Below are 25940 nucleotides of genomic sequence, written 5' to 3'. Positions count from 1 at the left end.
TCAAATATCCCTCCAGATTCCAGCTTATGGTTTGGAAAAATAGAAACAGGCTTGGTCGCCCTTCATCATGAGATTGAGTGTATGGGCTTTTTGCCCAAATTTTTTCAGCTCATCGTCTGTGAATTCGTTGATTGGATCTGTGCCTCGAAGTGGCTTTTCCCTTTTGTATAATTCGGTACCCCAAAATTGAAAGGCGGTGCTGTCGAAAACCACTTTTTGGGTCTTGAAACCTGATCCCTCAGCGAGTTGGCAAAGTCCTTTCACAGAAGGTATATGCAAATGCCGTGGAGCATCCAACTGAACCCAATCGGCTCCTTCACTTTTCCAAATTTCGGCGTCTGCAACTGGCACTCGGATCAGCATTTTCCCTCCGGGGTTTAATGTTTCAAAGGCTTTCGCCAACACTTTCGCGGGTTCGGACATATGCTCAAAAGAATGATGCATCATCAACAGGTCGAATTTTTCTTCGACCTCAAAAATGGATTTTCGCTCAAGTTTAAATTCTGGGCCAAGCTTTTTTTCCGTTTCCAAATAAGGATCATAGCCTCTCAGATGCCGGAATCCCGCCGCATGCATTTCGTAAAGGAGTTGGCCGTTGCCGCAGCCGATATCTGCAATCGCATCATCCGTTCCAATCCCTGCGATTGCCATCCATTCCCCAAAAATGGGCTTGAATGCTTTCCCTTGAGTTAAAAGGAATAGCTGATACCTGATTTTCTTGAGGAAGTTTTTGAATGGGTTTGCTGTGACGAGAACCTGGTGCGCGTAGTAGGATTCCGGGTAATACTTGTCCAAATTCTCCGGCACATCTACTAATTGGATGGATTCGCATTTAGGGCAAACCGCCACTTCAAAAAGATCTCCCATTCCAAACATCCTTTCCTGTGCCGCCATCAGTGTGGGACCCTCAGTTTGTCTGCAAAACGCGCATACGTAATTTGGTTTAATAGGCATTTTCCCGGTTGACGAGCAATTCGTACACGGTCAGGACGCAGATTTTGAGGTCCAATAAAAATGACCAGTTTTGGATATAGAAGGAATCCAGCTTCACCCGGGCACGTATTTGATAGGGCTGTTCGATTTCGCCACGGTATCCCTTCACCTGTGCGAGGCCAGTAATGCCGGGCTTGATTTTGTGGCGGCTGTTGTACTTTTCGATCTGCGTTTTAAACTCCCTATTCATCGGGACCGTGTGCGGCCGTGGGCCGACAATGGACATCTCGCCAAACAGTACGTTGATGAATTGGGGCATTTCGTCCAAGGAAGTCATCCGAAGGAATGAACCAATACGTGTGATTCTTGGGTCATTTTTGGTGGCTTGATGTGTGTCCGCATAGTCGTTAGGTGTCATCGAGCGGAACTTTAAGCACCTGAATACGCTGTTGTTTTCTCCGTTTCGTTCCTGGATGAAGAAAACGGGACCTCTTGATTCCAATTTGATCAGCAATCCCACCAAAGGAATAAGCCAACTCAGAATGAAGACAATTACAAATAATGAAAAAACGATATCAAAACCCCTTTTGAAGACCCGGTTGAAGGCGTTGTCCAAGGGGATTTCGTTGACGTTGATGACAAAAAAATCACCGTATTTGGAGAATGAGAGGTTCTTTTCGAGCTGCAGCCTACCGCCCGGAATTACCTTTACTTTGATGTAATTTTCGTCGGCAAAGTTGATGACCTGCTTCACCTTGCTCTCCTCTAAATGCTCGGAAATGTAGATTTGGTCCACGTCAAGGGATTTGGCCTCTCTGAAAAAATCCTTGATTGAACCCCTGGAAATGCCATTTTTCACTTGGTCGTCGTAATATCCAAGAAACTTGATCCCGAAATCTTTTCTCTGCCTAAACACCTTGGCCAATTGGTCACTGGTATCACCCATTCCCAAAATCACAGCGCGCCTGAAGTTGTGTCCTTGTTCCCTGTATTTGCGGAGCGAAAGGTGCACCGCCACACGATAAATTCCCAAGAAAAGGAACAGCGACGCAGCGAGCGAAAGGAAGGATAAAAGCCGAAGTGCATTGTCATGGAAGGGCAGCCAAATCATCGAAATGATGACTAGAAACCAAGCCAGCGAGGCAAGCAGTTTTTTGAATGTCTCTTCAAACTCGTTTGTCCTGCCGATCTTGTAGTCTTCCTTTAGGATTGTGATGACCATCCAAATCATAATAAAGGCAGGAAATGCCGGAAAGTCTAAGCCGTTAAAATCCTGGAACGTTTGGAAAAGCTGATTCGAAAAAAGGACAGAAAATGTGAGAACCAAAATATCACCCAATACAAAAAGCCAGGGGAAGTATTTGTAAAAGCGTTTTTTCATAAAAATCATTCTACTCACTCCTACTTACGTCGGGAATTCTCGGAAGGATTCGTCTGAACAAAAGATCGGAGGAGGCTTTTGTCTATCTCAATCGCTCGCAAAATTATAAAAGATTATCAAAGCCCGAGTATTTCCTATAATTAATTTTTTAAAATAGATAGTTTTGCCAGCCTATCAGTTTAAGGTTCAATGTTGTCAAAGCTCAAAGCCCTTCTTGCATCTTCAGATCAACCCGATTCTTTGGGCAGTCAATTTCGCAAAAAGCGTCTTGCTCATTTCGAACAACTCGTAGAGAGAAATTTTTCGGGGAAATTTCCTATCAGGGTTTTGGATATCGGCGGCAGGTCACAGTTTTGGATTGGTCAGGATTTATTGGCTGCAAGAAAACTCGAAATCACCCTCCTGAATCTTACCGAGGAGCCCGTCGACGTCCCAGGCCTTTCAAGTGTCGCTGGAGATGCTACCAACCTGAGCCAATTTCCAGACGGAAGTTTCGATTTGGTCTTTTCCAATTCCGTAATCGAGCACCTTTACACCTCGGAAAACCAACAGAAGATGGCCCTTGAAGCAGTCCGCGTCGGTAAAAAATACTTCATCCAGACCCCCAACAGGCACTTTTTTGCTGAACCACATTATGCCCTGCCTTTTGTACAGTATTTTCCAAAGTCATGGACCTTTTTTTTATTGACCAAAACGAGGCTGAGTAGGGGAAACAAGTGGAATCCTGCGGATGCCCAACAGTATTTGGATGAAATCCGCCTATTGGACCGGAGGGAATTCAAACGGCTTTTCCCCAAAGCGGAGATTTATGACGAGAAATTCCTTGGCATGACCAAATCATTTACGGCGCATAATTTATAGGTTCCTGACTTTTTCGGGAAACAGACTAAGGCTTCCAAATCGTCACTCCGACCATCGAGTCCGCCGTGCCATAGTATAGGTACCAAACGCCTTGGAAATTGACGAGACCTTCCACAAAGGTCGTCCCATCGACATATTGCCCTGACTTTTCAAATGGCAATTCAGGCTTTAAGAATGGCTTGTCGGTCCGGTCCAATAGCTTCCAGGGCTCGTCCTTGCTGAAAAGCGCTTGTCCCGCGGTATAAACCCGGTTGCCCAAATCCTTCACACCGATGTGTTGTTGGTTGCCAGCATTGTAGAGCACCACGATCCCGTGTTCGGTCAACAGCGGCGGCGGTCCGGCTTCGACCAGCCAAGAATCAAAAAAGCCCGGCCTTGGACTCAATACGGGCGCAAAATTGCCATCAATGGTTTCTATCGGTTCCCAATGAATCAGGTCGTCGGAGGTAGCCAGCCAAATATGTGGCACACCAAAATACATCCAATATTTCCCATGGATCTTTACCGCCACCAATTTCCCATCTTTGAGCTCAGTGACGATAGCTCCGGATTTTGTTTCGCGGTTGTGGTATTTCCCGTCTTTAAAATCCTTGAAAATCGGACCATGCTTCTCCCAGTTTTGGAGGTCTTTAGACGTGGCCACGGCTAAGCGTGGGAATTCCCTGTTCCACTGCGTGTAGGTGAGAACATAAAGGCCGTCGTCGGTTTCGACAATCCGTGGGTCTTCGGTTCCACCGGGCCATTCAAATTCTTTTTGATTGTCATCTTTTGGGAAAAAAATGGGATTGGGTTTTCGCCTGTAGCTGATACCGTCTTCAGAAATCGCCAAGCCCAAACGCGAAGTATGTCCGCCGATTTCGAGTTCCCCGAGCTTTTCCTCTGACCGGTAGAGCACATGGATTTTTCCATCTTTCACGATTGCAGCCGGATTAAAGGTCGCCATGGATTCCCATTTGACGGATTGGCCGGTCACGGCATCAATCCAACTGGATTGGTCATTGGGAAAAATGATCGCTTGGGCGTTTTCAGGCCGCTCAAATGGCCCCAACATCCAGGATTTGTCCTGCTGCTGCGGGGAACAGGCCGCAAAAACGAAGATGGCCAAGTAATAGATTTTCATAGCACTGGGTTTGGGGTTTTTGGGTTGGGCAAAACGGTGCAGGTGTTACGGGAAATTACTTCTGCGATTGTTCTAGAATCTCACCATGCTGATGACTTCTGCCACACATACGGGCTTGTCGGCATGGTCTGAGTGCATCTCGATTTTGGAAAAGACCTTGGCGCTTCCATCGGGATTTTCTTCGATCTTGGCTAAGGAGGCATGTAGGCGGATTTTGTCACCCGAGTAGACAGGCGCGGGAAACCGTACCTTTTCCGTTCCATAGTTCAGGGCCATTTGTACCCCTTCGAGCGGCAGGACCTCGTACATAAGCTGCGGGATGAGTGACAACGTGAGGTAACCATGCGCCAGGTTTTTTCCTCCGGGGATCAGGGCTTTGGCTTTTTCGGTATCCACGTGGATCCATTGCCTGTCTCCAGTCGTATCCGCAAAATTCTGGATCATCTCCTGACTGACCTCGACCCAGCGGCTTTGGCCAAGTGGTTTACCTTCATGCGCTTTCAAATCCGCCAATGACCTGAATACCTTCCGCTCTGCTCCACCATCTCCCTCTTCTTGCTTCTTGTCTCTTGCCTCTTGTGTCCCGCGCCTCGCTTCCAATCTCTCCCCTCTAACTTCCACCATCGCCTTTCCCATCACCTTGCGGTCGAGCATATCCTGAAGCGCGTTTGGTGCATCTTTGAGGGAATAGGTTTTGTGGATATGTTGGCTGATTTTCCCTGAAAGAATCATGTTGACCAGCTCTATGATATTCTGCTGGTTTTTTTTGGGCTCTTCGGTGGAAAATCTTCCCCAAAAAACCCCCATTACCGCACAGCCTTTGAGCAAGGCCAAATTGAAGGGGAGCTTGGGGATTTCTCCGGCTGCAAAACCGACGACCAGGTAGCGCCCATTCCAAGCCATGCTGCGCAGTGCAGGTTCGGCATATCGGTCTCCCACCACATCCAAGACCACGTCTACGCCTTTGCCAAGGGTGATTTCCTTGATGCGTTCCTTGAGGTCTTCCATTTGATAGTTGATCAGGTGGCTGGCGCCCTTTTCCGCACAGAGGCTTAGCTTTTCGTCTGTCGAGGCTGCGGCAATGACCGTCGCGCCCATGACCTTCCCCAATTCCACCGCTGCCAATCCTACGCCTCCAGCTGCCCCCAAGACGAGCAGTGTTTCGCCGGCTTGGATTTTTGCACGGTCCTTGAGTGCATGGTAAGCGGTGCCGAAAGTGTACAAGGTGGAGGCAGCCGTTGCGAAATCCATCATGGGTGGAATCGGGAAGACCCGATCAGCAGTTACCTTTACTTTTTCGGCAAAACCACCCCAACCGCATAGTGCCAAAACCCGTTGGCCAACTTGCAGGTGCTTGACGCCCGCCCCGACTTTTTCGATGATGCCCGACACTTCACCACCTGGAGAAAATGGAAGCTCCGGTTTGAATTGGTATTTGTTTTGGATAATCAGCACGTCGGGGAAATTGACCGAGCAGGCAAAAACCTGGATCAGGACCTCCTTTTCACCAATTTCAGGCTCGGGGATTTCGGTATAACGCAGCAGTTCGGGACCGCCAAATTCCGTGCAGAGGATTGCTTTCATGGGCAAAAGTTTGGATCAAAATAGGCAATTACTTTTTAAAGGCGTAATTTCGAGCGCTTAAATAACCAGAACATTTCAACGACGCCACCAAACATTCCATGGATCGTTTGGGTCTTTTGTTGAAATCCCTTTATTCGCCTGTATGTCCATCAAATCTTACGTCCAATCCCACCGCGACCGCTTTATCGGAGAGCTTTTTGAACTCCTCCGCATCCCTTCTGTCAGCGCAGACCCGAAGTTTAGCAAAGATGTCTTTGCGGCTGCGGATTTTGTGAAGAAATCATTGGAAAAAGCCGGCGCCGACAGCGTCGAACTTTGCCTCACGGATGGATATCCGATTGTCTACGGAGAAAAAACCATCGATCCGGCATTGCCGACTGTATTGGTCTATGGACACTACGATGTACAGCCTGCAGATCCATACGAGCTATGGGATTCACCGCCATTTGAACCGGTGGTGAAGACGACGGCGAGGCATCCGGAGGGAGCCATTTTTGCCCGGGGATCGGCGGACGACAAGGGGCAGTTTTACATGCATGTAAAAGCCTTTGAGGCGATGATGGCCGAAGGTTCACTGCCTTGCAATGTCAAGTTCATGATCGAAGGTGAGGAGGAAGTAGGCTCTTCCAATTTGGATGGTTTTGTGAAGGCCAACAAGGAAAAACTCAAAGCCGATGTCGTGTTGGTATCGGATACGCACATGATTTCGCTCGAGCATCCTTCCGTCACCGTCGGACTCCGCGGCTTGGCCTATATGCAGGTGGAGGTGACGGGACCCAATCGCGACTTACACTCGGGGACCTATGGTGGTGCCGTTGCCAATCCGGTCAATATTTTGTGCAAAATGATCGCTTCCCTGCACGATGAAAACAACCATATCACCATTCCTGGATTCTATGACAAGGTGGAGGAATATTCCCAAGCCTACCGAAAAGCGCTGAACGACGCGCCTTTTGACTTGGATGCCTACAAAAAGGAATTGGACATCGCAGACGTGCATGGGGAAAAAGGCTACACGACTGTCGAGCGTATCGGCATCCGACCAACTTTGGACGTAAATGGAATCTGGGGCGGCTACACCGGCGAAGGTGCAAAAACGGTGTTGCCTTCCAAGGCTTTCGCAAAAATCTCTATGCGCCTCGTGCCCAACCAAGACTATCAGGAGATAGCGACGCTGTTTGAAAACCACTTCAAAGCCATTGCGCCGGCTTCCGTAAAAGTCAAAGTAATTCCCCACCACGGAGGGGCGCCCGCCGTTGTTTCGACAGATACGCCGGGGTACCGTGCGGCCGACTTGGCGATCCAGGAGGCTTTTGGGAAAAAGGCGATCCCGACCCGTGAAGGTGGCTCCATTCCGATCTGCGCGCTATTCCAGAATGAATTGGGCTTGGATTCAATTCTGTTGGGATTTGGCTTGGATACAGATGCACTCCATTCGCCCAATGAGCATTATGGTATCAAAAATTACCTGATGGGGATAGAGACGATCGCGCTGTTTTTCAAGCATTTCAAGGAACAAGTTAAATGAGGCCCGCAAAGACGCGAAGGCGCAAAGAGGCGGAAAAAGGACCTGTTTTCTCAATTCATTCGTGCATTCGTGGCCACATTACTTTTTGAGAAAAAAAGGATCTGTCATGAATTCACAGAATTCCGAAAGGGAAATTGGGTTTCCTTTGTGGCCGTGTATTGATGTCAGCTTGAACCAATTTCGTGCATATTGACTTTAACAAAAAGTTACGCTTATATCCCATTATGATGTCAAGGTTTCTTCCACTTTCATTGATCGCTCTCCTTTTGTTTTTTTTCCAAGTCCAGTCATTTGGACAGTTGGTATCTCCGCCCAAGTGGACGATCCAATTGGCCGAAAAGGACCTAAAAGTAGGGCAGGAAGCGGAAATCGTATTGAAAGCCAGCATCCCGATGAATTGGTACATTTACTCCAATGACTTCGATGAGAATGCGGGGCCGGTATTGACGACGCTGTCATTGGAAGGATCAAAGGGAATTTCGGTAAAGGAAAAGCTCAGCCCCATCAATCCGAAAAAGAAGTTTGACAAGGTATGGGAAGCCGATATCACCTATTTTTCAGGCATTGGGGAATTTCGGCAAAAGATCACCATCACTGAGCCGAATGTAGAGATCAAGGGTGTCGTGGAGTATCAGATGTGCTCCGACGTGACCGGCCAATGCATCCTTTACGAGGAGGATTTCACGATCAAGGCAACGGCGGTTTCGGATGAACCTGCCGCCGCAAACGCTACCACGACGCAAGAACCGACGGTTGCGCCCGATTCTGCGAATCGGGAGTCCACTGTGGCCGCACAGCCAACCGACGCGGATTCGGCCAGCAAAGAAAACCGGACCGTGGTTACTTTAGATCCCGAGGAGGGAAAAGGCGGATTGATCGGATTTATGTTTGTGGCGTTCTTGGCGGGTTTGGCAGCTTTGCTGACGCCATGCGTGTTTCCGATGATTCCGATGACGGTGACTTTCTTTACCGGGCGCGCCAAATCCCGCGCTGTCGGCATCAGAAATGCCTTCATTTATGGACTTTCCATCATTGCGATCTACACGATAGCCGGCACGGCGGTGGCGGCCATTCAAGGGCCTGAGTTTGCCAACTGGCTCTCGACGCATTGGGTACCGAACGTCTTTTTCTTCTTGGTATTCATCGTGTTTGCGATGGCGTTTTTGGGCATGTTCGAATTGACCTTGCCGAGCGGCTTTGTCAATAAGATCGATGCAAAGTCGGACAAAGGCGGCTTGACAGGTGTTTTCTTCATGGCATTCACCTTGGTGTTGGTATCATTTTCCTGCACCGGACCGATTGTGGGTTCGATCCTGATCAAATCCGCCGGCGGGGATTTCATCACCCCGATTGCGGGGATGTTTGCATTCTCCTTGGCCTTCGCGATTCCATTTACCTTGTTTGCGATCTTCCCCGAATGGCTCAATTCCCTGCCCAAGTCCGGCGGTTGGCTGAACTCTGTCAAAGTGGTGCTCGGCTTTTTGGAATTGGCCTTGGCTTTCAAATTCCTCTCCATCGCCGACCAAGTCTATCATTGGGGCATTTTGGACAGGGATATCTACCTGGCAATCTGGATCGTAATTTTCGGTTTGTTAGGATTTTACCTATTGGGAAAAATCAGGCTGCCGCATGATTCCAAAATGGAGCATATCGGCGTACCGCGGCTGATGTTGGCAATTGTCACTTTTGTGTTCGTCGTGTACATGATCCCCGGACTATGGGGTGCGCCTTTGAAGGCTTTGAGCGGCTACCTTCCCCCTATTTCTTCCCATGATTTCAATCTGTTGGAAAATAGGGCAACGGGAACGTCTGAATCCAATGCCCTTGACGAAGTACCCAAGTATGCGGATTTCCTACATTTCCCACACGGAATTCAGGGGTATTTTGACTACAAGCAGGCTTTGGCTGCGGCCAAAAAGCAGGGAAAACCGCTTTTCATTGATTTTACCGGACATGGCTGCGTGAACTGCCGCGAGATGGAAGCCCGCGTATGGTCGGATCCGCAGGTCTTGCAAAGGCTGAAAAATGACTTCGTCATGGTTGCCTTGTACATTGACGAAAGGCACCCATTACCGGAATCAGAGTGGTACACTTCCACCTACGATGGCAAGGTCAAATCGACGATTGGCAAGCAGAACGCGGATTTCCAGATTACCCGGTTCAATAACAACGCGCAGCCTTACTATGTCATTTTGGACCACAACGAGGAATTGCTCGTAAAGCCAAAGGCCTATGATACCAATATCCAAAACTTTGTCAATTTCCTCGAGGAGGCGAAGGCGGAGTTTGGAAGGAGGTGAATTTTTTTGAACGCTGATCAACCTTTTGCCTCGAATAACCTTGGGCTAATTGACGAAGCTCAGTCAAGGCTTTGATCTTGGTTGAATTAAGAATTGCTTTCCCCCAATCCCTTCAGCAGCCACATCTGGTTGATGGCCCGGTCGAGGTTTTGGCGCTCGTAGTGGATGGCGTAATAGATGTTGCCGTTGAGGTAGTCGGCCAAAAAGCGGAAGCCCATGATGCAGGTCATCATCTTGCCGCCGAAGGGCAGGGATTCGATTTCCTCCTCCTTCAGCAGCCCTTTTCCTCCTTCTAAAAAGCCATTCAAAAGTGCTTGATACTTTTCCCAATCCACTTTGATTTTTTCCCAATTCCTTGAGCTTTCACCCTCCGTGCACGCGACCGTCCGCACCAAATCCCCAAAATCATACATCGCGTAGCCGGCCATGATCGTGTCGAGATCGATCACTGCGCGGACCTTGTCCATATTTTCCGAAAAAATCAGATTGTTGATCTTGGTATCACTGTGGGTGACGCGGAGAGGCAGGATTTTTCTCCAATTTTCGTATTCCTGCACGAGACTTTCCTGTGCAAGATAAAAATCCACGACCTCCCGAAGCTCTTGGTCAAAATGCCGACGGGTGTGATTGGTTGCTTCCTGAAGCTGACGAAAACGCAGGCTGAGATCATGGAAAGACGGAATGGATTCCTGAAAATCCTGGGGATTCAGGTCTTTTGCGGCGCGGATAAAGATGGCAAAAGCTTCGGCTGCCAAATAGGCTTGCCGTGGATCATTGACTTCATTGACGCACCTTCCTGCCACAAAGGGACTCAGGCGAAACATGCTGCCTTTGTCTTCCGCAAGCAGTGCCCCCGTTTTTGTCGGTATGGGCAGTGGGAGTATGAAAGGCAAATCCTTCGGGTTGATTCCTTCCAGCAAGATTTCGTGATTGTGGGAAATCCGCTCCGGATAATTGAACACATTCTTGTTGAAAGCCTGCAGGATATAGGCATCCGCGCCCGATTTTACCAGAAATGTCTGATGGATATGACCGTCACCAAATGGATGAATATCACCTGATGCCACTTTGATGGCGTAATGCGATTCCAAAGCTTCTGTCCAATCCGGGTAGTTCATGTAGCGATTTTCCAAAACACTCCAAAAGTAAGGTATTGTTGGGTTTCAAAAACTGGTAACGTGCCAACATTGTGTTGAAATAATTTTCTTGCGTTCCAGATTCTCAATTTTGGAAATGAATATTAAATGTTTACCTTAGAAAAATTTATTAAAGAAGTTATCCGAACTAAATTGAAAAAATAGATTAACTCTAGCCTCGTTTCCCACGCAAACCCAAAAAAACTATGACAATATCTTGGATAGATTGGACAATCATCGGAGTATTCTTTCTGGTTTCCATGCTCATTGGCGTTTTTGCCTCGAAGCAAGCCGGCTCTTCTGCCAAGGAATTTTTCCTTTCGGGAAGGAATATGCCCTGGTGGCTACTCGGCGTGTCGATGGTCGCCACGACGTTTTCGGCTGATACACCCAACCTCGTGACAGACATCGTGAGAAAAGGAGGGGTTTCCGGTAACTGGGTTTGGTGGGCATTTTTGCTCACGGGCATGCTCACGGTTTTTGTATACGCCAAACTGTGGAGAAGGTCGGAGGTGACGACGGATTTGGAGTTTTATGAATTGCGGTATGGAGGCAAGCCGGCAGCGTTTTTGCGGGCATTCCGGGCGCTTTATTTGGGCGTATTCTTCAATGTGGTCATCATGGCGACCGTATCCTTGGCAGCCATCAAGATCGGTGGGGTCATGCTTGGTTTGAGTCCGATCGAGACCCTGCTGTTGGCATCCGTCGTGACGGTGATTTATAGTTCCTTGGGGGGCTTGAAGGGTGTTTTGCTGACTGATTTCTTCCAATTTTTCATTGCCATGATCGGATCGGTCGGTGCAGCGATTTATGTGTTGGACATGCCTGAGATCGGGTCGCTGAACAATCTGCTCACACATCCAAATGTCGCCGACAAATTGGATTTCTTCCCCGATTTCAATGATTGGAACCTCTTGATCCCACTCTTGATCATGCCTTTGGCAATCCAATGGTGGGCGACTTGGTATCCTGGCGCAGAGCCGGGAGGGGGTGGCTATATTGCCCAAAGGATGCTGTCTGCGAAGGATGAAAAGAATGCCATTGGAGCGACCCTGTTTTTCAATATCGCGCATTATGCCATGCGCCCCTGGCCGTGGATCATCGTGGCGCTCTCGTCCTTGATCATTTTCCCGCAGATATCTGATTTGGGTGCGGCCTTTCCGAATATCCCCGCGGACAAATTGGGCGATGACTTGGCCTATTCTGCGATGCTGACCTTCTTGCCGACCGGCCTGATTGGGATCGTGTTGGCTTCTTTGATTGCGGCCGTGATGTCTACGCTTTCTACCCATCTGAATTGGGGGTCATCGTATGTGGTCAATGACTTCTATCTCCGGTTTATCAAGCCGAACGCGTCTGATAAAGAGTTGGTGGCTGTGGGCCGCATCTCGACCGTGTTGCTGATGGTGTTGGCAGCGGTATTGGCCTTGGCTTTGTCCAATGCCCTCGAAGCCTTCAACATCTTGTTGCAAATTGGTGCGGGCACAGGGTTGATCTTTATCCTGCGTTGGTTTTGGTGGAGGATCAATGCCTACACCGAGATCTGGGCGATGTTCATTTCATTTGCCGTGGCGATTTTCTTCGAAAGCATCAATCCACGCTTGGGCTTCATCGATATTCCCGCAGAGCAGTCGTACCTCAAGTTACTGTATGGCGTTGGTATCACGACGATTGGCTGGGTATTGGTCACCTTTTTGACCAAGCCGGAGAAGGATGAAATTTTGCTTTCATTCTACCGGAAAGTAAGGCCTGCGGCTTTTGGCTGGAAAAAGCTGCTCGATCGCTACCCTAAGGAACAGCAGGAACAAGGTCAGCTTCCCATGGAGATTGGTCTGATGCTGGTCGGCACGGTGATGGTGTATGCCGCACTGTTTGCAGTGGGATTTGTCCTATATGGCAATTTTGTCGGAGCGCTGATTGCTGGGGTTGTTTCGCTGGCAGGCGGTTTTATTATCGTCCGCAATTGGGATAGGATGAAGTTGTCGTAACAGGTTTTGGGCAGAGCGATTTTTGTCTTTAGCGGCTTGGGCGCTGATGAACGTGTCTTTAGGAAAATTCAATTTCAGGGTTTTCATGTGACTCATGTGAAATGGATTCTTCCGCTTCAAAACGAATCGATTGATTCTTATGCCAATCGGATCCTAACCCAAATCGCCTCTCCGAACCCGATCTTGATAGGGCTTTCGTTTGGAGGAATTATGGTGATTGAGGTGGCGAAGCTGATATGGACTGAGAAAGTGATTCTGATATCTTCAGCGAAAACCCGTGACGAAATCCCATTTTACTTTCGCCTGGCTGGTTCTATTCGTTTGCATCGCTTAATTCCTGCAGAGTTTCTCAAATCTTCAAACTTCCTGTCAAATTGGTTTTTTGGTGCGGAAACGCCAGAGGAAAAAGCACTTTTGAAGAATATACTCGAGGACACTGACCCGGTGTTTTTGAAATGGGCGATTGACAAGATACTCACTTGGAAACATTTCGGACCGAATCCAGTTCAACTGAATCACCTTCATGGTGACAGGGACAGAATTCTGCCAATTCGGCTTGTTCAAAGTCCAATTGTGATCAAAGGCGGCGGCCATTTGATGACGCTCGACAAACATGAAGTAATTAATCGATGGTTGGCTGAAATACTGAAAGAGAACTAGTTTTCCTCAATCAACGATTTCGCGTTCGTGTCTCAAATCCCAAATCCCAAACCTTCCCCCTCACTTCTTCTTAAACTCCAGCGTGTTGATGAGGTGGATCATGTCCACCTTGATGTACTCGATCACTGGAGCAAGACTGTCGTTTTTCATGGCAGTATTGAAGTAGAGCGCTCCACGCAAAAAGTGGTCCGTGGAGTCGGTAACAAAAAACTGGAACTGCGTCGGAACTTCACCGCTGAGTTCAGCCACCACACCGGTGTAGCCTTTCGGAGTCAGGAGCACCGATTCCTCAATGCCATAGGCCTTGATTTGGTGCTTGGCGGTCAGGTTGATGGCATCGGTGACCACGAGCTTGATATCCTTGCCTTTCGTGTCCAAGGGAAAATAGGTGAGGTGGATCTTTCCCCCGAGTTGGGTATAGTTGAGGTTGATCCAGGATTTTTGGGCGAGGTTAAAGGAATCAGGCTCTACTCGGGCATTTTTGGAATACTCAAAGGTGTACGGAGTTTCCTCTTCCAAGGCCTGGAAACCGCGCTCCGGTAGGTCTATCCGATTGTAACCCCTTGGCTTGGGGAGGTAATCCTGTGAGCAGGAAAAGGAAAAAACAAGCAATAAAACGGCAATGGGGATTCTCTGAAGCATGGAGCCAAAGTTATCAAAATCGTTTGAAATGAGTCATTTAAAGCGGATATTTATAGATAAACCAAACCCTTCACCAATTATGAAAAAAACTTATGGATTACTTTTCACCATGGGTTGCCTGGTGGCGCTTTTTGTCATTCCGGGCCAATCATTCGCGCAGACCACAATGGAGGAATTTGTGGCCAAGTGGGACAATAGCAAGCAGTTTACACTTGAAGTAGTGGACAAGATGCCGGAAAACCTTTTTGATTACAAGCCTGACGACGGTGGCATGAGCTTCAAGGAACAAGTGACGCACCTTTCTGCTGCCATCGTGATGATCAGTTCAAATTTTCTCAAGGGAGGTGATCCAGGATTTGCTGCAGACGCCAAACCTGCCACTAAGGCAGAGTTGAGGGCTTTTGTGGAAAAATGCTATGACTATGGAAAGAAGACAATCTCCAGCCTGAACGATTCAGATAGAGCCGAGAAAGTTGAAATTTTCGGTTCGCAAGCCACCCGCAGGCAAGTTATCGCCTTGATTGACGACCACTGTACACACCACCGTGGCGCTGCCGTAGCCTATATCCGTGCCAATGGCATCGAGCCGCCACGCTACAGAGGGTGGTAGTCAGTTGGCATTTGCATTATTCAGTTGGCAGTGTTTTTCACCTGCCAACTGAATAACGCCAACTGGGACTTATTCCCTCACCCATTCGGTTTTTTCGGCAAACGGTTTTCTTTTTCCTGCGGGCCAATTGTCTGTAGAAGGCTTTGCCACATAGAAAAATCCCATCAGCATATCTTCTTCCGCCAATCCAAACCAAGGTTTTGCCTCGGGCCAAAATGTAGGTCCACCGGTTCCCCAATAGGCCGCAAGGCCATGGGCTACAGCGGTCAGGTACATATTTTGGACTGCCATTGCTACGGCAGCGATTTCCTCCATCACAGGCAAGTTGGCCTTCAGGTCACGCTTCATTTTGATCGCGATGATGTGGGAAGCCTTCAGGGGGCTTTCTTTGAATTTTTCGTAGGTAGCCTCTATAAAGTTCCCGTTTTTGGTGGCTCGTTCCTTGTACAGATCTGCCTGGAAGTCGGCAAATTTTTTCAACCCTTCGCCGGTGAAAACTGTAAAACTCCAAGGTTCGGTCAGCTTGTGCGTTGGTGCCCAAGTCGCGTTTTCGAGGATTTCCTCGATGATGCTGTCGTCTACTGGGTCATTTTCCTTGAATTGGGCGATAAATTGGGACCTGCGTCCACGGATGATTTTGTTAACCTCTGAGATATTGAAATCAGGTCTTTGCATGTGATTGAGTTTTGACGGTTGATCAGGAGAATAAGCAAAAAACCGACAAAAATGGTTTCCTCGATTCAATAAAATCTATCCTAGATATATTCCAAAATCACAACGATCACGTTACCTTGGTTCAACAAAAGGTGTGACTATGGGTGAGTTATCTCCGAATTTGGTCAGGACCGAGCTAATTTTTCCATAAGATGAACAACAAACCCTTTTCGTCCAAAATCGCCGCGCTTGATCCGGAAAAGGATCATCGGGAAATCGCCTTTTTGCTGACTTGTCATTGCTTCCCTTGGGACATGGAAAGGGCCTTGGAGTTTGCGCTTTTTCGCACCTTTGCTGTGCCCTCGATTTCCAAGATTTTGGCGGGGACCGGGGAGTTTACAGCGAGACCAAGGAAGCGTTATGATGATACGGAGCTGATTCTCTATGAAATCCTCGAGCATGGCATGGACAGCCTCCGGGGCAAGCGCGCCATTCACCGTATGAACGACATGCACGCGCGGTTCAAGATTTCCAATGGTGATTTCCTGTACGTCCTGTCCACTTTCATTTTTGAGCCGATTCGATGGATGGACAAATACGGGTGGAGGCCTTTTACCGACTTGGAAAGGCAGTCGATTTATATCAATTACCGCAGGCTGGGCGAGCGGATGCAGATTCGGGATATACCCAATTCGCTCGAGGAGTTTGAGCAATTCAATAAAGATTATGAAACTCGGCATTTTGTATTTGCGCAGAGCAACAAGCTAATTGGCGACAAGACGGTGTCCTTGCTTTTAGGTTTTTACCTTCCAAAATTCTTTCATGGCCTCGGGCGTCCGTTTGTCTATGCACTGATGGATGAACCCCTGCGGGCGGCGATGGGCTTCCCAAAACCTGCAGGTATCTTTGGGGCCGTAGTTTCTTCGTTTTTGAAACTCAGGGCTAGGATTCTCCGCTATTTTCCCGAAAGGAAAGAACCGCTGTTGGGAACCAAACGGCGACGCCCAACCTACCCGGAAGGCTACCAAATCGAAGAACTGGGGACATTTGCGCCGCTCCCATCGAAAAAGGAGAACTAATGGATAGGTGAGTTTTTTGCTAAAACCGACATAAAAAAGTGTTCAAAATCGGCTTTTTTCAGGCTGAAAATTTATTTTGATAATTGGATTATTTTACTCAAATTCAATCACTTATCACCAGTTAATCACCCCATTTTTCTGGATTTTATGTCGTTTGGTTTCAGTAGGGTCAAGGCACCTTTTGCTTTGGCTTTTGTAATAATTACACACATTTGGTTGGGCAATCCAACCCAATCGTTTGCACAGAAATTTTCAGCGGAGGATTTGGAAATGCAAATCGCCGCCGAGATTGTGGATAGGAATTGGGCTAGGGTGCTGGAACTGGCAAGGACCCAAATCTGGCTGGATGTGGACAAGGCTGCGGGGTATTATTATTCGGCACTTGCCCACATGGAAATTGGAAATAGCAAGATGGCGAAGCCTTTTCTATCTGAGGCAAAAAGGTTGGACGATGGTGAACTGGAAACTCAAATAGCGGCTTTGGAAGAATCGCTTTGGGACAAAAAGAAAAAGTCGAGCCAAAGTGGGTTTATCCCAATCCGGTCAATGGATAGGTTCTATTACGCCTTGACCTACAGCCCAGATATGCCTTTTGGTTTTCATTTGGGCAGCCTGAATACGCACGGGATTGGGACCTATTTTCTCATTCGTACCAATCAAGCATTCCTGCAAAACAAAGCAGAGTTTACAGTCAACAATTCAGGCACCGTTTATGGAAGTCCCTATGCCAAGACAGAGGCGACTGGCCAGGTAAAGTCTGGAATGGTGGAGCTGGTGATGGGGCTTACTTGGAAGCTTTTTGCACCGGTATGGATGTATGGAGGTGTTGGGCTGAACCATTCCCGAGAATACTGGGAGATGGAGATTCTGGACGAAAACAGTAACAACATCGGCAACGTTTGGGCAAGAAATCAGCAGTCCAACCTCAATCAGCCCACTCTGGAGACAGGTTTGATGGGGGATTTCAAGGGTTTGAATGTCCGTGTGGGTACAAGCCTGACCAGTTTAGAGTTGAAACAAGTAAGGTTTCATGTTGGTCTAGGTTTTTCAGTTAGGAAAAAATAGATCAAGGGCGTTCGTAGGACTCCTGAGTGTTTTTTGGCAGAAAATCAGATTATTTTCAATATATTTTAATTTAACCTTACTGGGCCATGCTTAAAAAATCCATTCAAAAGCAGTACTTAGTTCAGCACTGGGAAAATCTGGAAACCCAATTTGACCGATTTTGCGAAGAGCGGGACGCCGAGGCGCTCCATCAATTCAGAGTTGCTACGAAGAAAATCCATTCATTGTTAAAGCTCCAATGCGTCCTTGAGGAAGGGAAGTCAGGTCTCTCCGAATTTAAGGATGTGCGGGAGATTTTCAAGCATGCCGGAAAAATCCGGGAAGCCCAACTCCATCTTGCAAATATGGAAGCACTGCAGATTAAGGATGCAAGTATTAAGAGCACATTGCAGGAAACCATCACTTATCAGACTGCTAAATTCGAGCTGAAACGCCGCTGGTACTCCCAGTTGATCGAATCTTCATTGTCAAAGATTAAGGATCAGCTTGTCCCGTTGGATGACGAACTCGCTGAATCTTTTTTATTTCACCACTTGCGGGCTGTGGGTAAAAATTGTCACCGGGTCTATTTTCTAGGAACGCTCCATGAGTCTCGAAAGTCCATCAAGACCATCCAACATTTGAGTGAGATTTTTCCCGAGTTTCAAGTGAATTGGGGGTACCTCGAATTTCTGCAAGGCAAGATTGGCGCCTGGCATGACCTGCACCGAACCTACCTGTATATTTACAACCATGGAGCTTCGGTCAAGAATAGCACGCTCATCAGAAATGCCCAACAGGATCTTGTACAGGAAATCAAGGGCTTGATCCGGAAATTCGAAGCGGAAATCAAGAAGGTCGCGGTTGTAGAACAGGATTAGGGAGACACTTACGGTCGATTTTTCTATTTTTGGGGAAAAACCAATGGCCGCTTTTCAGATTCCCGACGCATTCTCCCAGCAAATGAAAGCCTATTTTGGGTCGGAGACATATGCGGTATTCGAGAAAGCCTTGGACGCGGATACCAAAACTTCGATCCGACTCAATCCCTTCAAACCATGCGAAGCTTTCAGTAATCTCCCTTCGGTGGCTTGGAATCCAGAGGGACGGGTTTTGGAAAAAAGGCCGATTTTCACTCTGGATCCACTTTTTCATGCAGGGGCTTATTATGTACAGGAGTCCTCTTCGATGTTTCTTGGGCATATTCTCGAAAGCGTCTGTGCTCCAAAAGACGGCATCTATCTGGACCTATCTGCCGCGCCAGGTGGAAAGGCTACTTTGTTGGGCAGCTATTTGGGGGACGAGGGCTTCTTGGTGGCCAATGAAGTGATCAAGGCCCGCGCGAATATCCTCAAGGAAAACATCATCAAATGGGGTCTGGGCAATACGATGGTGACCCAAAACGACCCGGAGCATTTTGGGGAACTTCATGGATTTTTTGATTTGGTTTTGGTCGATGCACCCTGTTCGGGCGAGGGGATGTTTCGAAAAGATCCCGAGGCAAGGGACGAATGGTCATTGGACCATGTGCAGCTATGTGCCCTCCGTCAGGAGCGGATCATGGACCAAGCCGCAGCATTGGTGAAGGCAGGCGGGTATTTGGTCTATAGCACTTGTACCTTCAACGAGCGTGAAAATGAGGAAATCGTCAAATATGTTGTTTCTGAATTTGCGTATGAACCGGTGCGGATTCCATTGCTACCGGAATGGAATATCATTGAAAGTAAAGTCGAGACTGACGAAGGGCAATTCTTTGGATATCGTTTTTTCCCCCATTTAGTACCAGGAGAGGGATTGTTTGTGACGGTCCTCAAAAGATCCGAGGATGCCGAGGTATTGGAGCCGCGAAGGGTGAAGGATTTCAAGCATCCCTTTCTCAAATCCGTTTCCAACGCCGAGGCTGCGCTGATCCAATCGCAGGTCGATTTGCCCGAAAACAGTATTTTTTACAAGCTGCAAGAATCAGTCTTCTGGTTGAACTCGAATTTTCGCCAGCATTTTGAATTTTTGTCCCGGTATCTCAACATCAAATATTTTGGTGTGGAACTCGGGCAATTTTCCAAAAGCCAGTTGATTCCAAGCCATGAATGGGCGATGAGCATTTTTCCCGAACCCGGTTTTCCGACCTTGGATCTTGATATCAAGCAGGCCCTTCAATTTTTGCGTAGGGAGGAGTTTTCCTTGACTGGGGATTTGCCCGAAGGTTGGATTCTGATCACATATGCGAATCTACCCTTGGGTTGGATCAAAAACCTCGGCAATCGGATCAATAATTACTATCCCAAGGAATGGCGGATACGGATGCAGGGCGGTGAGGATGCCTAGTCGAGATTTTCAAAAGCTGAAAAATCCACCACTTCGTTTTCCAAATAGTGGGGATAAATCTTCAAATGCTGCTTTTTCACTTCCTTGATCAAACCTTGGCGAAACAGTTCCACATTGCCGCCGTTGTGGGCTGACATGAATATGGGTGCAATACCGGTTTTCTTGCCATAGGCTGTAGCCAACTGCTCGAAATCCAGGTACCTTTTTTCCTGAAGCTCATGCTCGGTCATGTGCATCATTTCTTCCTCCGAAGGCTTCGGCGGCACCAAATCCATCTTGTTGAATACGAGGAAAATCGGCTTATCACCCGCACCGATCTCATTGAGTGTTTCATTGACGACCGAAATATGGTCTTCGAAATTTGGGTGGGAAATATCCACCACATGGATCAACAGGTCGGCTTCCCTGATTTCGTCCAAAGTCGACTTGAAGGATTCTATGAGGTGGGTGGGAAGTTTTCGGATAAAGCCCACCGTATCGGAAAGCAGGAAAGGGATGTTTTCCAACACGACCTTTCTGACTGTGGAATCGACGGTGGCAAAGAGCTTGTTTTCGGCCAGAATGTCCGATTTGGTAATCAGGTTCATGAGTGTGCTCTTGCCCACATTGGTATAACCGACCAAAGCGACGCGAACGATGCCTTTTCTACTTTTGCGCTGCGTCAAGCCTTGTTTTTCGATTTCTTTCAGCTTGGTCTTGAGAAGTGCGATCTTGTTTCGGATATCTCGCTTATCGGTTTCGATTTCTTTTTCACCTGCACCGCCGCGGGTTCCGGTACCGCCTCGTTGACGTTCCAAGTGTGTCCACATCCGGGTCAATCGAGGCAGCAGGTATTGGAATCTTGCCAATTCAACCTGGGTTTTTGCTTGGGCGGTTTGGGCGCGTTTTAGGAATATATCCAAGATCAACAGTGATCGGTCGTATACCTTTACTTTCAGTTCGTTTTCGAGGTTTCTCATTTGGGACGGGCTCAGGTCATCGTCAAAGATGACCATGTCCACGGCAAAGTGCTCCACGTACGACTGGATTTCCTCCAGTTTTCCCGACCCGACGAAGGTTCGCACATCTGGCCGCTCCAGTCTTTGGGTAAATTTGTAAACCGTTTTGGCTCCCAAAGTCTCCGTCAAAAACGCCAATTCATCCAGATACTCATTGGCCTGCTGCTCGGTTTGCCCTTGCCGTATCAGGGCAACCAATACGGCTGTTTCCTGCAGAGGCGCGGTATCGTACAATTTTTGGAGTTTTCTGGAGAGTTTGCTCATGAATCAGTAAGAGAGTTGAACATGAAAGGAAGAAAATCGCGTATAAGTTCCCATCGGATTGTGCATCAAAGTTACCAACCTCGAGGCAAATAGCCTTATATTTGGGCTCGATTTCAGACTGATACCTTTTTTTAAAGGGTTGATTCTAGAAAAATATTCGTTGAGCCCGATCGAGATCGGCAAATATGGTCTGAAAACCAAATCAAGCGACTTTACCATAATGAATATCAAAACCACGCCTTTGGAAGGCCTTTTGGAAATTTATCCCAAAGTATGGAAAGACAGTAGAGGGTATTTTTTTGAGTCATATCGAAATGATTGGCTAGCCGACCATGGTATGGATATTCAATGGATGCAGGAAAACCAGTCATTCTCCAAGGCAGGTACGGTAAGAGGACTGCATTTCCAGCGGGCGCCGTTTGCGCAAGCCAAACTGGTGCGGGTTATAAGCGGACGCGTTTTGGATGTGGCGGTGGATTTACGGAAGGGTTCCAAGACCTTTGGTTCCTATTTTGCGATCGAGCTAGATGCCGAATTGCACAACATGCTGCTGATACCGGAGGGCTTTGCCCATGGGTTCTCAGCGCTCGAGGATTCGGTATTTACTTATAAATGTTCCAATGTTTACAACAAAGAGAGTGAGGGAGGGGTTCTTTGGAACGACCCTGACTTGGGTATTGATTGGGAAGTGAAGCATCCGATTCTTTCTGAAAAAGACTTGGAACTGCCCACTTTGAGGGAATTCATAGAAAGGTACGGAGAATTGTAGATGGGTTGGCTTGATTTTTTGAAACCGAAGCGGCATGAGCTAATCCCTGCAAAATTCAGCTTGGATTGGCTTCAGGTCGACATGCATTCCCACCTGATACCTGGGATTGACGATGGTTCAAAGTCTTTGGAGGAGTCCATATTATTGGTAAAAAGGCTTCAAGATTATGGCCTGCGGAAGATCATTACGACGCCACACATCATGTCTGAATATTATCGAAATACTCCCGAGATCATATTGAATGGCTTGGATGTGTTGCGGAAGGAGCTCGCGAGGCAACAGATTCGGATTGAGATTTCTGCAGCGGCCGAGTATTACATAGATGAGTTTTTTCTCGAGAAAGTAAAAAAGGGAGAGAAATTGCTGACAGTTTCCGAAAACCAAGTCTTGGTGGAAACGGGTTTTGTAGCAAAGCCGCTGATGCTCAAGGAGATTTTCTTCGATATGGAAATGCAGGGTTACAAGCCCATTTTGGCACATCCCGAGAGGTACCAATACCTGATGATGGACCGAAAGCTCTTGGATGAATTGCTCGACAGAGATATTTACTTTCAGGCAAACCTTCTCTCATTCACTGGGTTTTATTCCAAACAGGTAAAGGAGTTTGCCGAAATGCTTTTGGAAAAAGGCAAGATTCGGTACCTTGGGACTGACTGCCACAATGAGCGGTATCTGGATGCCTTGCAACGATTGCCAGAGAATCGGATTTATGCCAAACTTCGGCGGCTTCCACTATTGAACCATGAGCTATGAAAATTCTGATCACGGGAGCAACTGGACTATTTGGGAGTTATTTGGCGCGAAAGTTTGCCCTGCAGCATGAGGTTTTTTGCCTGAAACGGCAAGGGCAAGGATATGGACTATTGGACGATTTCAAAGAGCAGGTGCAGTGGCGGGAAGGAGACGTGTTGGATCCAATTTCGATAGAGGAAGCCTTGGATGAAATAGATGTGGTTATTCATGCCGCGGGAAAAGTCTCCTTTCATCCCAAAGATTCCGAAGACTTGAACAAGGTCAATGTGGAAGGAACCACCAATGTGGTAAATGCAATGCTCGGAAAGGGAGTCGGCAAGTTGATTCATGTGAGTTCGGTTTCCGCCCTCGGCAGAACCGCCGAAGGAAAAACTTGTAACGAAGAAACGGCTTGGGTTGAGTCTAACTTGAACACGCCCTATGCAGTTTCCAAATACCAAGCAGAATTGGAGGTTTGGAGAGGGGCAATGGAAGGTTTGCAGGTCATGGTGCTTTTGCCTTCGGTCATTTTGGGCAAATTATCGGATGCGCGCAGCAGCACACAGGTGTATCAATATGTGTTGGAGGGGAGTAAGTATTATCCTCCAGGTTCCATCAATTACATCGATATCCGCGACGCTGTTGAGATCACCTACGGACTTTTTGAAAAAGGTCTTTGGGGAGAAAAATTCATCCTCAATGCGGCATCGATATCCTACCGGGATTTTTTTGTCCAAATGGCTGAGGTAGCAGGGAAGAAACCACCTACAAAGCCGGTAAGCGACTTCCAACTTACCCTTGCGATTTTGGCCGTCGGCATTGCGAGGGCAATGGGTTTTTCCAAAAACCCGCTCAACAAACAGACAGCCATGCTGTCCAAGTTGGATATAACTATGCTAAACGACAAGGTGCAGCGTATTCTTGGGCCTACTTACAGACCGCTTCGGGAATCATTCCAATGGGCTCTTTCGAACGAAAAGCGCTAAGCGGTCGTTAAACATCTGAAAAGACCCAAAATCACCCCAAAAAACTTTCTCGAAAAAATCATGGAATAGGATTTTGTCTCGGGATAATTTTTGGTATCTTTTATAAACCATTTAATGAGAGCACATGACCGGAGATTTCGAAAACGACTGGGAAGAAGATAGAGAATTGGTAGAAAGGTTTGAAAACTCATTGAAATCCAACTTGGATCTGTACTTTGAGGAGGAGGAATTTGAAAACATCATCCGGTTTTATTTTGATCAACAAAAATTCGTCAAGGCGCTAAAAGCCGCCGAGCACGCCTTGGGTAAGTTTCCATTCAGTGTAGAAATCAAGTTGTTCAAGGCGCAATGCTTGATTTTCAACGATGAATTGGAAGAAGGACTGGAGATTTTGGAGAACCTCAATAATCTATCACCCAACAATGAAGACATCATCCTCGCGCTGAGTCAGGCGTTGATGATCAATGGCAACAATAAAGAAGCCATCGAGCTGCTGGAAGATTTTCTGCCCTTGGCGGAAGACAAGGCAGAGGTCTACTATTCTCTGGGCAATCTTTACAAGGCGAGTGAAAATAACGAGAAGGCGATCCATTTTTTCAAGGAATGCGTGAAAATCCGAATCAACCACGAAGATGCCCTTTTCCAACTCGCCATGATTACTGAGGAGGAAGGTTCCTTCAATGAGATATTGGAGTTTTATCAGGAATTTATAGATCAAGACCCCTACAGCGCCGGGGCTTGGTACAACCTTGGCGTCGTTTACAACCGCCTCGGAAGGTTCGAGGAGGCAATCAAAGCCTATGATTATGCCCTGATTATCGATGATGCCTTCGCTTCGGCGTATTTCAATCTAGGTAATGCCTATATGAATACGCAGCAGTATGAACTTGCATTGGAAGCCTATCAGAATACGATCAATTGCGAGGGCGCAAATGCAGAAAACTGCTGCTATTTGGGCGCAGCCTATGAGAAATTGGAGAATATCGATCAGGCTTTCAAATACTTCAAGAAATCCGCGAAGATCGATCCGGAATATGACGATGCGTGGTTTGGCTTGGGGATGTGCATGCTGAAGAAGGAGAAATATTTCGAAGCCATACACTATTTCAGAAAAGCGCTCAATATAACGAAGGAGAATCCGAATTACTGGGTTGGGCTTGCCGATGCGGAATATCAACTTGGCAACTTGCAGGCAAGTTCTGAAGCCTACGAAGAGGCCATCAATCTTGAGCCGGGTATTATGGAGACTTATGTGAATCTCGCTATTATCTATTTTGACCAAAATAGATTTGAAGAGGCTGTGGATGTTATGAAAGAGGGGATCGAGGAATTACCGGGGGAAGCGGAGCTGTATTATCGCATGGTGGTTTTTCTGCTCAAAACGGCCAAATACACCGAGGCCTTTTCATATTTGGAAAATGCATTAACTTTGGACTTTGGGAAGCATGTGATATTGTACGAATTGATGCCAGAGATCAAGAAACAAAAGGCCATTTTCAAACTCATTTCCCAATACAAGGACGGGAGCGCTCCTTCCCGTGATCAAAACAATTAACCACCAAGAATTCAAATCGGATGAATTACCTGCTTAAGAACCTACCTGTACGTACCCAAAAACCACGTACAACAGGTTTCACTATGGTTATGGATAAGGGTCTCAGCATCAGGGAGGTCGAGAATTTTGTCGACGCAAATGCCGAGTACGTTGACATTGTAAAATTAGGTTGGGCAACATCTTACCTTACCAACAGACTTGCCGAGAAAATTGAAATTTACCGAGACGCTGGCATTCCGGTTTATTTTGGAGGGACATTGTTCGAAGCTTTTGTGATTCGGGACCAATTCGAGGATTACAGAAAGGTAATCGACAAATATGGGATCCGTTTTGCCGAAGTTTCTGATGGTTCTATCAGCCTTCCCCATGACAAAAAATGTGAATTTATCCGCATCCTTGCCAAAGATGTGACGGTGCTTTCTGAGGTTGGATCCAAGGACGCCGCCAAAATCATCCCACCTTACAAGTGGATCGAGCAAATGCAAAGTGAACTGGATGCGGGTAGCTGGAAAGTGATCGGAGAAGCCAGAGAAGGAGGGACCGTTGGTTTGTTCAGGGATTCTGGTGAAGTACGGCAAGGCTTGGTTGAAGAAATTCTCACTAAAATTCCAGAAGACCGCATCATCTGGGAAGCGCCACAAAAAGAACAACAAGTTTGGTTTGTAAAGCTTCTCGGCGCCAATGTCAACCTCGGCAATATCGCTCCCAATGAGGTAATACCTCTCGAGACAATCAGACTTGGCTTGCGCGGAGATACATTTGACCACTTTCTGGGAGATCATTCTTTCTAA

At 47.4% G+C, this 25940-nt stretch carries 23 protein-coding genes; 15 read left to right on the top strand and 8 right to left on the bottom strand.

Features of this window, described 5'->3' with window-relative positions; translation table 11 throughout:
- Positions 1-24: 24 nt before the first annotated feature.
- Together C943_RS03600 and C943_RS03595 are read right to left on the bottom strand one after the other, a co-directional pair.
- Positions 25-954, bottom strand: coding sequence for a class I SAM-dependent methyltransferase (locus C943_RS03600; protein ID WP_245545502.1), 930 nt, complete (start codon positions 952-954; stop codon positions 25-27).
- Positions 944-2314, bottom strand: a complete 1371-nt coding sequence (locus C943_RS03595) for an undecaprenyl-phosphate glucose phosphotransferase (RefSeq protein ID WP_040478888.1) — start codon at positions 2312-2314, stop codon at positions 944-946. Before C943_RS03595 ends, C943_RS03600 begins: the two co-directional genes overlap by 11 nt.
- Before the next feature lie 189 nt (positions 2315-2503).
- Between C943_RS03595 and C943_RS03590 the strand changes: the two genes are divergently transcribed.
- Positions 2504-3175 (top strand): methyltransferase domain-containing protein, encoded by a 672-nt coding sequence (locus C943_RS03590; RefSeq protein ID WP_008624328.1) that lies wholly within the window; start codon positions 2504-2506, stop codon positions 3173-3175.
- A 25-nt stretch (positions 3176-3200) separates the two neighbouring features.
- On the opposite strand, the gene C943_RS03585 is transcribed toward C943_RS03590, so the two are convergent.
- Positions 3201-4295 carry a glycoside hydrolase family 130 protein gene (locus C943_RS03585; protein WP_008624327.1) on the bottom strand — a complete coding sequence of 365 codons (1095 nt, stop codon included), beginning with the start codon at positions 4293-4295 and terminating at the stop codon, positions 3201-3203.
- A 72-nt stretch (positions 4296-4367) separates the two neighbouring features.
- Complete coding sequence (locus C943_RS03580) at positions 4368-5879, bottom strand: zinc-binding dehydrogenase (RefSeq protein WP_008624326.1); 1512 nt, start codon at positions 5877-5879, stop codon at positions 4368-4370.
- 142 nt (positions 5880-6021) lie between these two features.
- On the opposite strand from C943_RS03580, the gene C943_RS03575 reads away from it, so the two are divergent.
- Together C943_RS03575 and C943_RS03570 are read left to right on the top strand one after the other, a co-directional pair.
- A complete protein-coding gene (locus C943_RS03575; RefSeq protein WP_008624324.1) occupies positions 6022-7407 on the top strand; it encodes a dipeptidase in 1386 nt (461 codons plus the stop codon).
- Positions 7408-7634: 227 nt separating this feature from the next.
- Positions 7635-9707: a protein-disulfide reductase DsbD family protein gene (locus C943_RS03570; RefSeq protein WP_008624318.1), complete on the top strand. Its 2073-nt coding sequence runs from the start codon at positions 7635-7637 to the stop codon at positions 9705-9707.
- Positions 9708-9793: 86 nt separating this feature from the next.
- Here the strand turns inward: C943_RS03570 and C943_RS03565 are convergent, their stop codons facing one another.
- Positions 9794-10825, bottom strand: coding sequence for a phosphotransferase enzyme family protein (locus tag C943_RS03565; protein WP_008624317.1), 1032 nt, complete (start codon positions 10823-10825; stop codon positions 9794-9796).
- Between the two features lie 224 nt (positions 10826-11049).
- On the opposite strand from C943_RS03565, the gene C943_RS03560 reads away from it, so the two are divergent.
- Positions 11050-12831, top strand: coding sequence for a sodium:solute symporter family protein (locus tag C943_RS03560; protein WP_008624316.1), 1782 nt, complete (start codon positions 11050-11052; stop codon positions 12829-12831).
- A gap of 96 nt (positions 12832-12927) precedes the next feature.
- On the top strand, positions 12928-13491 hold the full coding sequence (locus C943_RS03555) for an alpha/beta hydrolase (protein ID WP_211208859.1): 564 nt from the start codon (positions 12928-12930) through the stop codon (positions 13489-13491).
- A gap of 60 nt (positions 13492-13551) precedes the next feature.
- On the opposite strand, the gene gldD is transcribed toward C943_RS03555, so the two are convergent.
- The gene (gene gldD, locus C943_RS03550) at positions 13552-14133 is read right to left on the bottom strand and encodes a gliding motility lipoprotein GldD (protein WP_008624305.1); all 582 of its coding nucleotides are present in this window, start codon (positions 14131-14133) and stop codon (positions 13552-13554) included.
- A 79-nt stretch (positions 14134-14212) separates the two neighbouring features.
- On the opposite strand from gldD, the gene C943_RS03545 reads away from it, so the two are divergent.
- Positions 14213-14743, top strand: a complete 531-nt coding sequence (locus tag C943_RS03545) for a DinB family protein (RefSeq protein WP_008624304.1) — start codon at positions 14213-14215, stop codon at positions 14741-14743.
- Between the two features lie 69 nt (positions 14744-14812).
- Here C943_RS03545 and C943_RS03540 read toward each other — a convergent pair whose 3' ends face one another.
- On the bottom strand, positions 14813-15418 hold the full coding sequence (locus C943_RS03540; protein WP_008624302.1) for a nitroreductase family protein: 606 nt from the start codon (positions 15416-15418) through the stop codon (positions 14813-14815).
- 191 nt (positions 15419-15609) lie between these two features.
- Here C943_RS03540 and C943_RS03535 point away from each other — a divergent pair, with 191 nt between their 5' ends.
- From C943_RS03535 to C943_RS03520, 4 genes are all read left to right on the top strand, one after another.
- Positions 15610-16476, top strand: a complete 867-nt coding sequence (locus C943_RS03535; RefSeq protein WP_008624301.1) for an oxygenase MpaB family protein — start codon at positions 15610-15612, stop codon at positions 16474-16476.
- A 147-nt stretch (positions 16477-16623) separates the two neighbouring features.
- Positions 16624-17541, top strand: a complete 918-nt coding sequence (locus C943_RS03530) for a hypothetical protein (protein ID WP_008624300.1) — start codon at positions 16624-16626, stop codon at positions 17539-17541.
- A gap of 86 nt (positions 17542-17627) precedes the next feature.
- A complete protein-coding gene (locus C943_RS03525) occupies positions 17628-18401 on the top strand; it encodes a CHAD domain-containing protein (protein ID WP_008624299.1) in 774 nt (257 codons plus the stop codon).
- A gap of 43 nt (positions 18402-18444) precedes the next feature.
- Positions 18445-19845, top strand: a complete 1401-nt coding sequence (locus C943_RS03520; RefSeq protein WP_008624298.1) for a methyltransferase RsmF C-terminal domain-like protein — start codon at positions 18445-18447, stop codon at positions 19843-19845.
- On the opposite strand, the gene hflX is transcribed toward C943_RS03520, so the two are convergent.
- Positions 19842-21107, bottom strand: a complete 1266-nt coding sequence (gene hflX, locus C943_RS03515) for a GTPase HflX (protein WP_008624297.1) — start codon at positions 21105-21107, stop codon at positions 19842-19844. The two genes, C943_RS03520 and hflX, sit on opposite strands and share 4 nt — an antisense overlap.
- Positions 21108-21327: 220 nt before the next feature.
- On the opposite strand from hflX, the gene rfbC reads away from it, so the two are divergent.
- From rfbC to C943_RS03490, 5 genes are all read left to right on the top strand, one after another.
- Complete coding sequence (gene rfbC, locus C943_RS03510) at positions 21328-21876, top strand: dTDP-4-dehydrorhamnose 3,5-epimerase (RefSeq protein ID WP_040478931.1); 549 nt, start codon at positions 21328-21330, stop codon at positions 21874-21876.
- On the top strand, positions 21877-22629 hold the full coding sequence (locus C943_RS03505) for a tyrosine-protein phosphatase (protein ID WP_008624268.1): 753 nt from the start codon (positions 21877-21879) through the stop codon (positions 22627-22629).
- The gene (locus C943_RS03500) at positions 22626-23594 is read left to right on the top strand and encodes an NAD-dependent epimerase/dehydratase family protein (RefSeq protein WP_008624267.1); all 969 of its coding nucleotides are present in this window, start codon (positions 22626-22628) and stop codon (positions 23592-23594) included. The genes C943_RS03505 and C943_RS03500 overlap by 4 nt, the downstream gene beginning before the upstream one ends.
- A gap of 124 nt (positions 23595-23718) precedes the next feature.
- The gene (locus tag C943_RS03495; protein ID WP_008624265.1) at positions 23719-25149 is read left to right on the top strand and encodes a tetratricopeptide repeat protein; all 1431 of its coding nucleotides are present in this window, start codon (positions 23719-23721) and stop codon (positions 25147-25149) included.
- Between the two features lie 20 nt (positions 25150-25169).
- Positions 25170-25940, top strand: a complete 771-nt coding sequence (locus C943_RS03490) for a phosphosulfolactate synthase (protein ID WP_008624264.1) — start codon at positions 25170-25172, stop codon at positions 25938-25940.

This window comes from Mariniradius saccharolyticus AK6 (assembly GCF_000330725.2).
Classification (GTDB): Bacteria; Bacteroidota; Bacteroidia; order Cytophagales; family Cyclobacteriaceae; genus Mariniradius; species Mariniradius saccharolyticus.
Note: the sequence above shows the minus strand (reverse complement) of the source record. Positions and strands in the feature narration are given on the sequence as shown.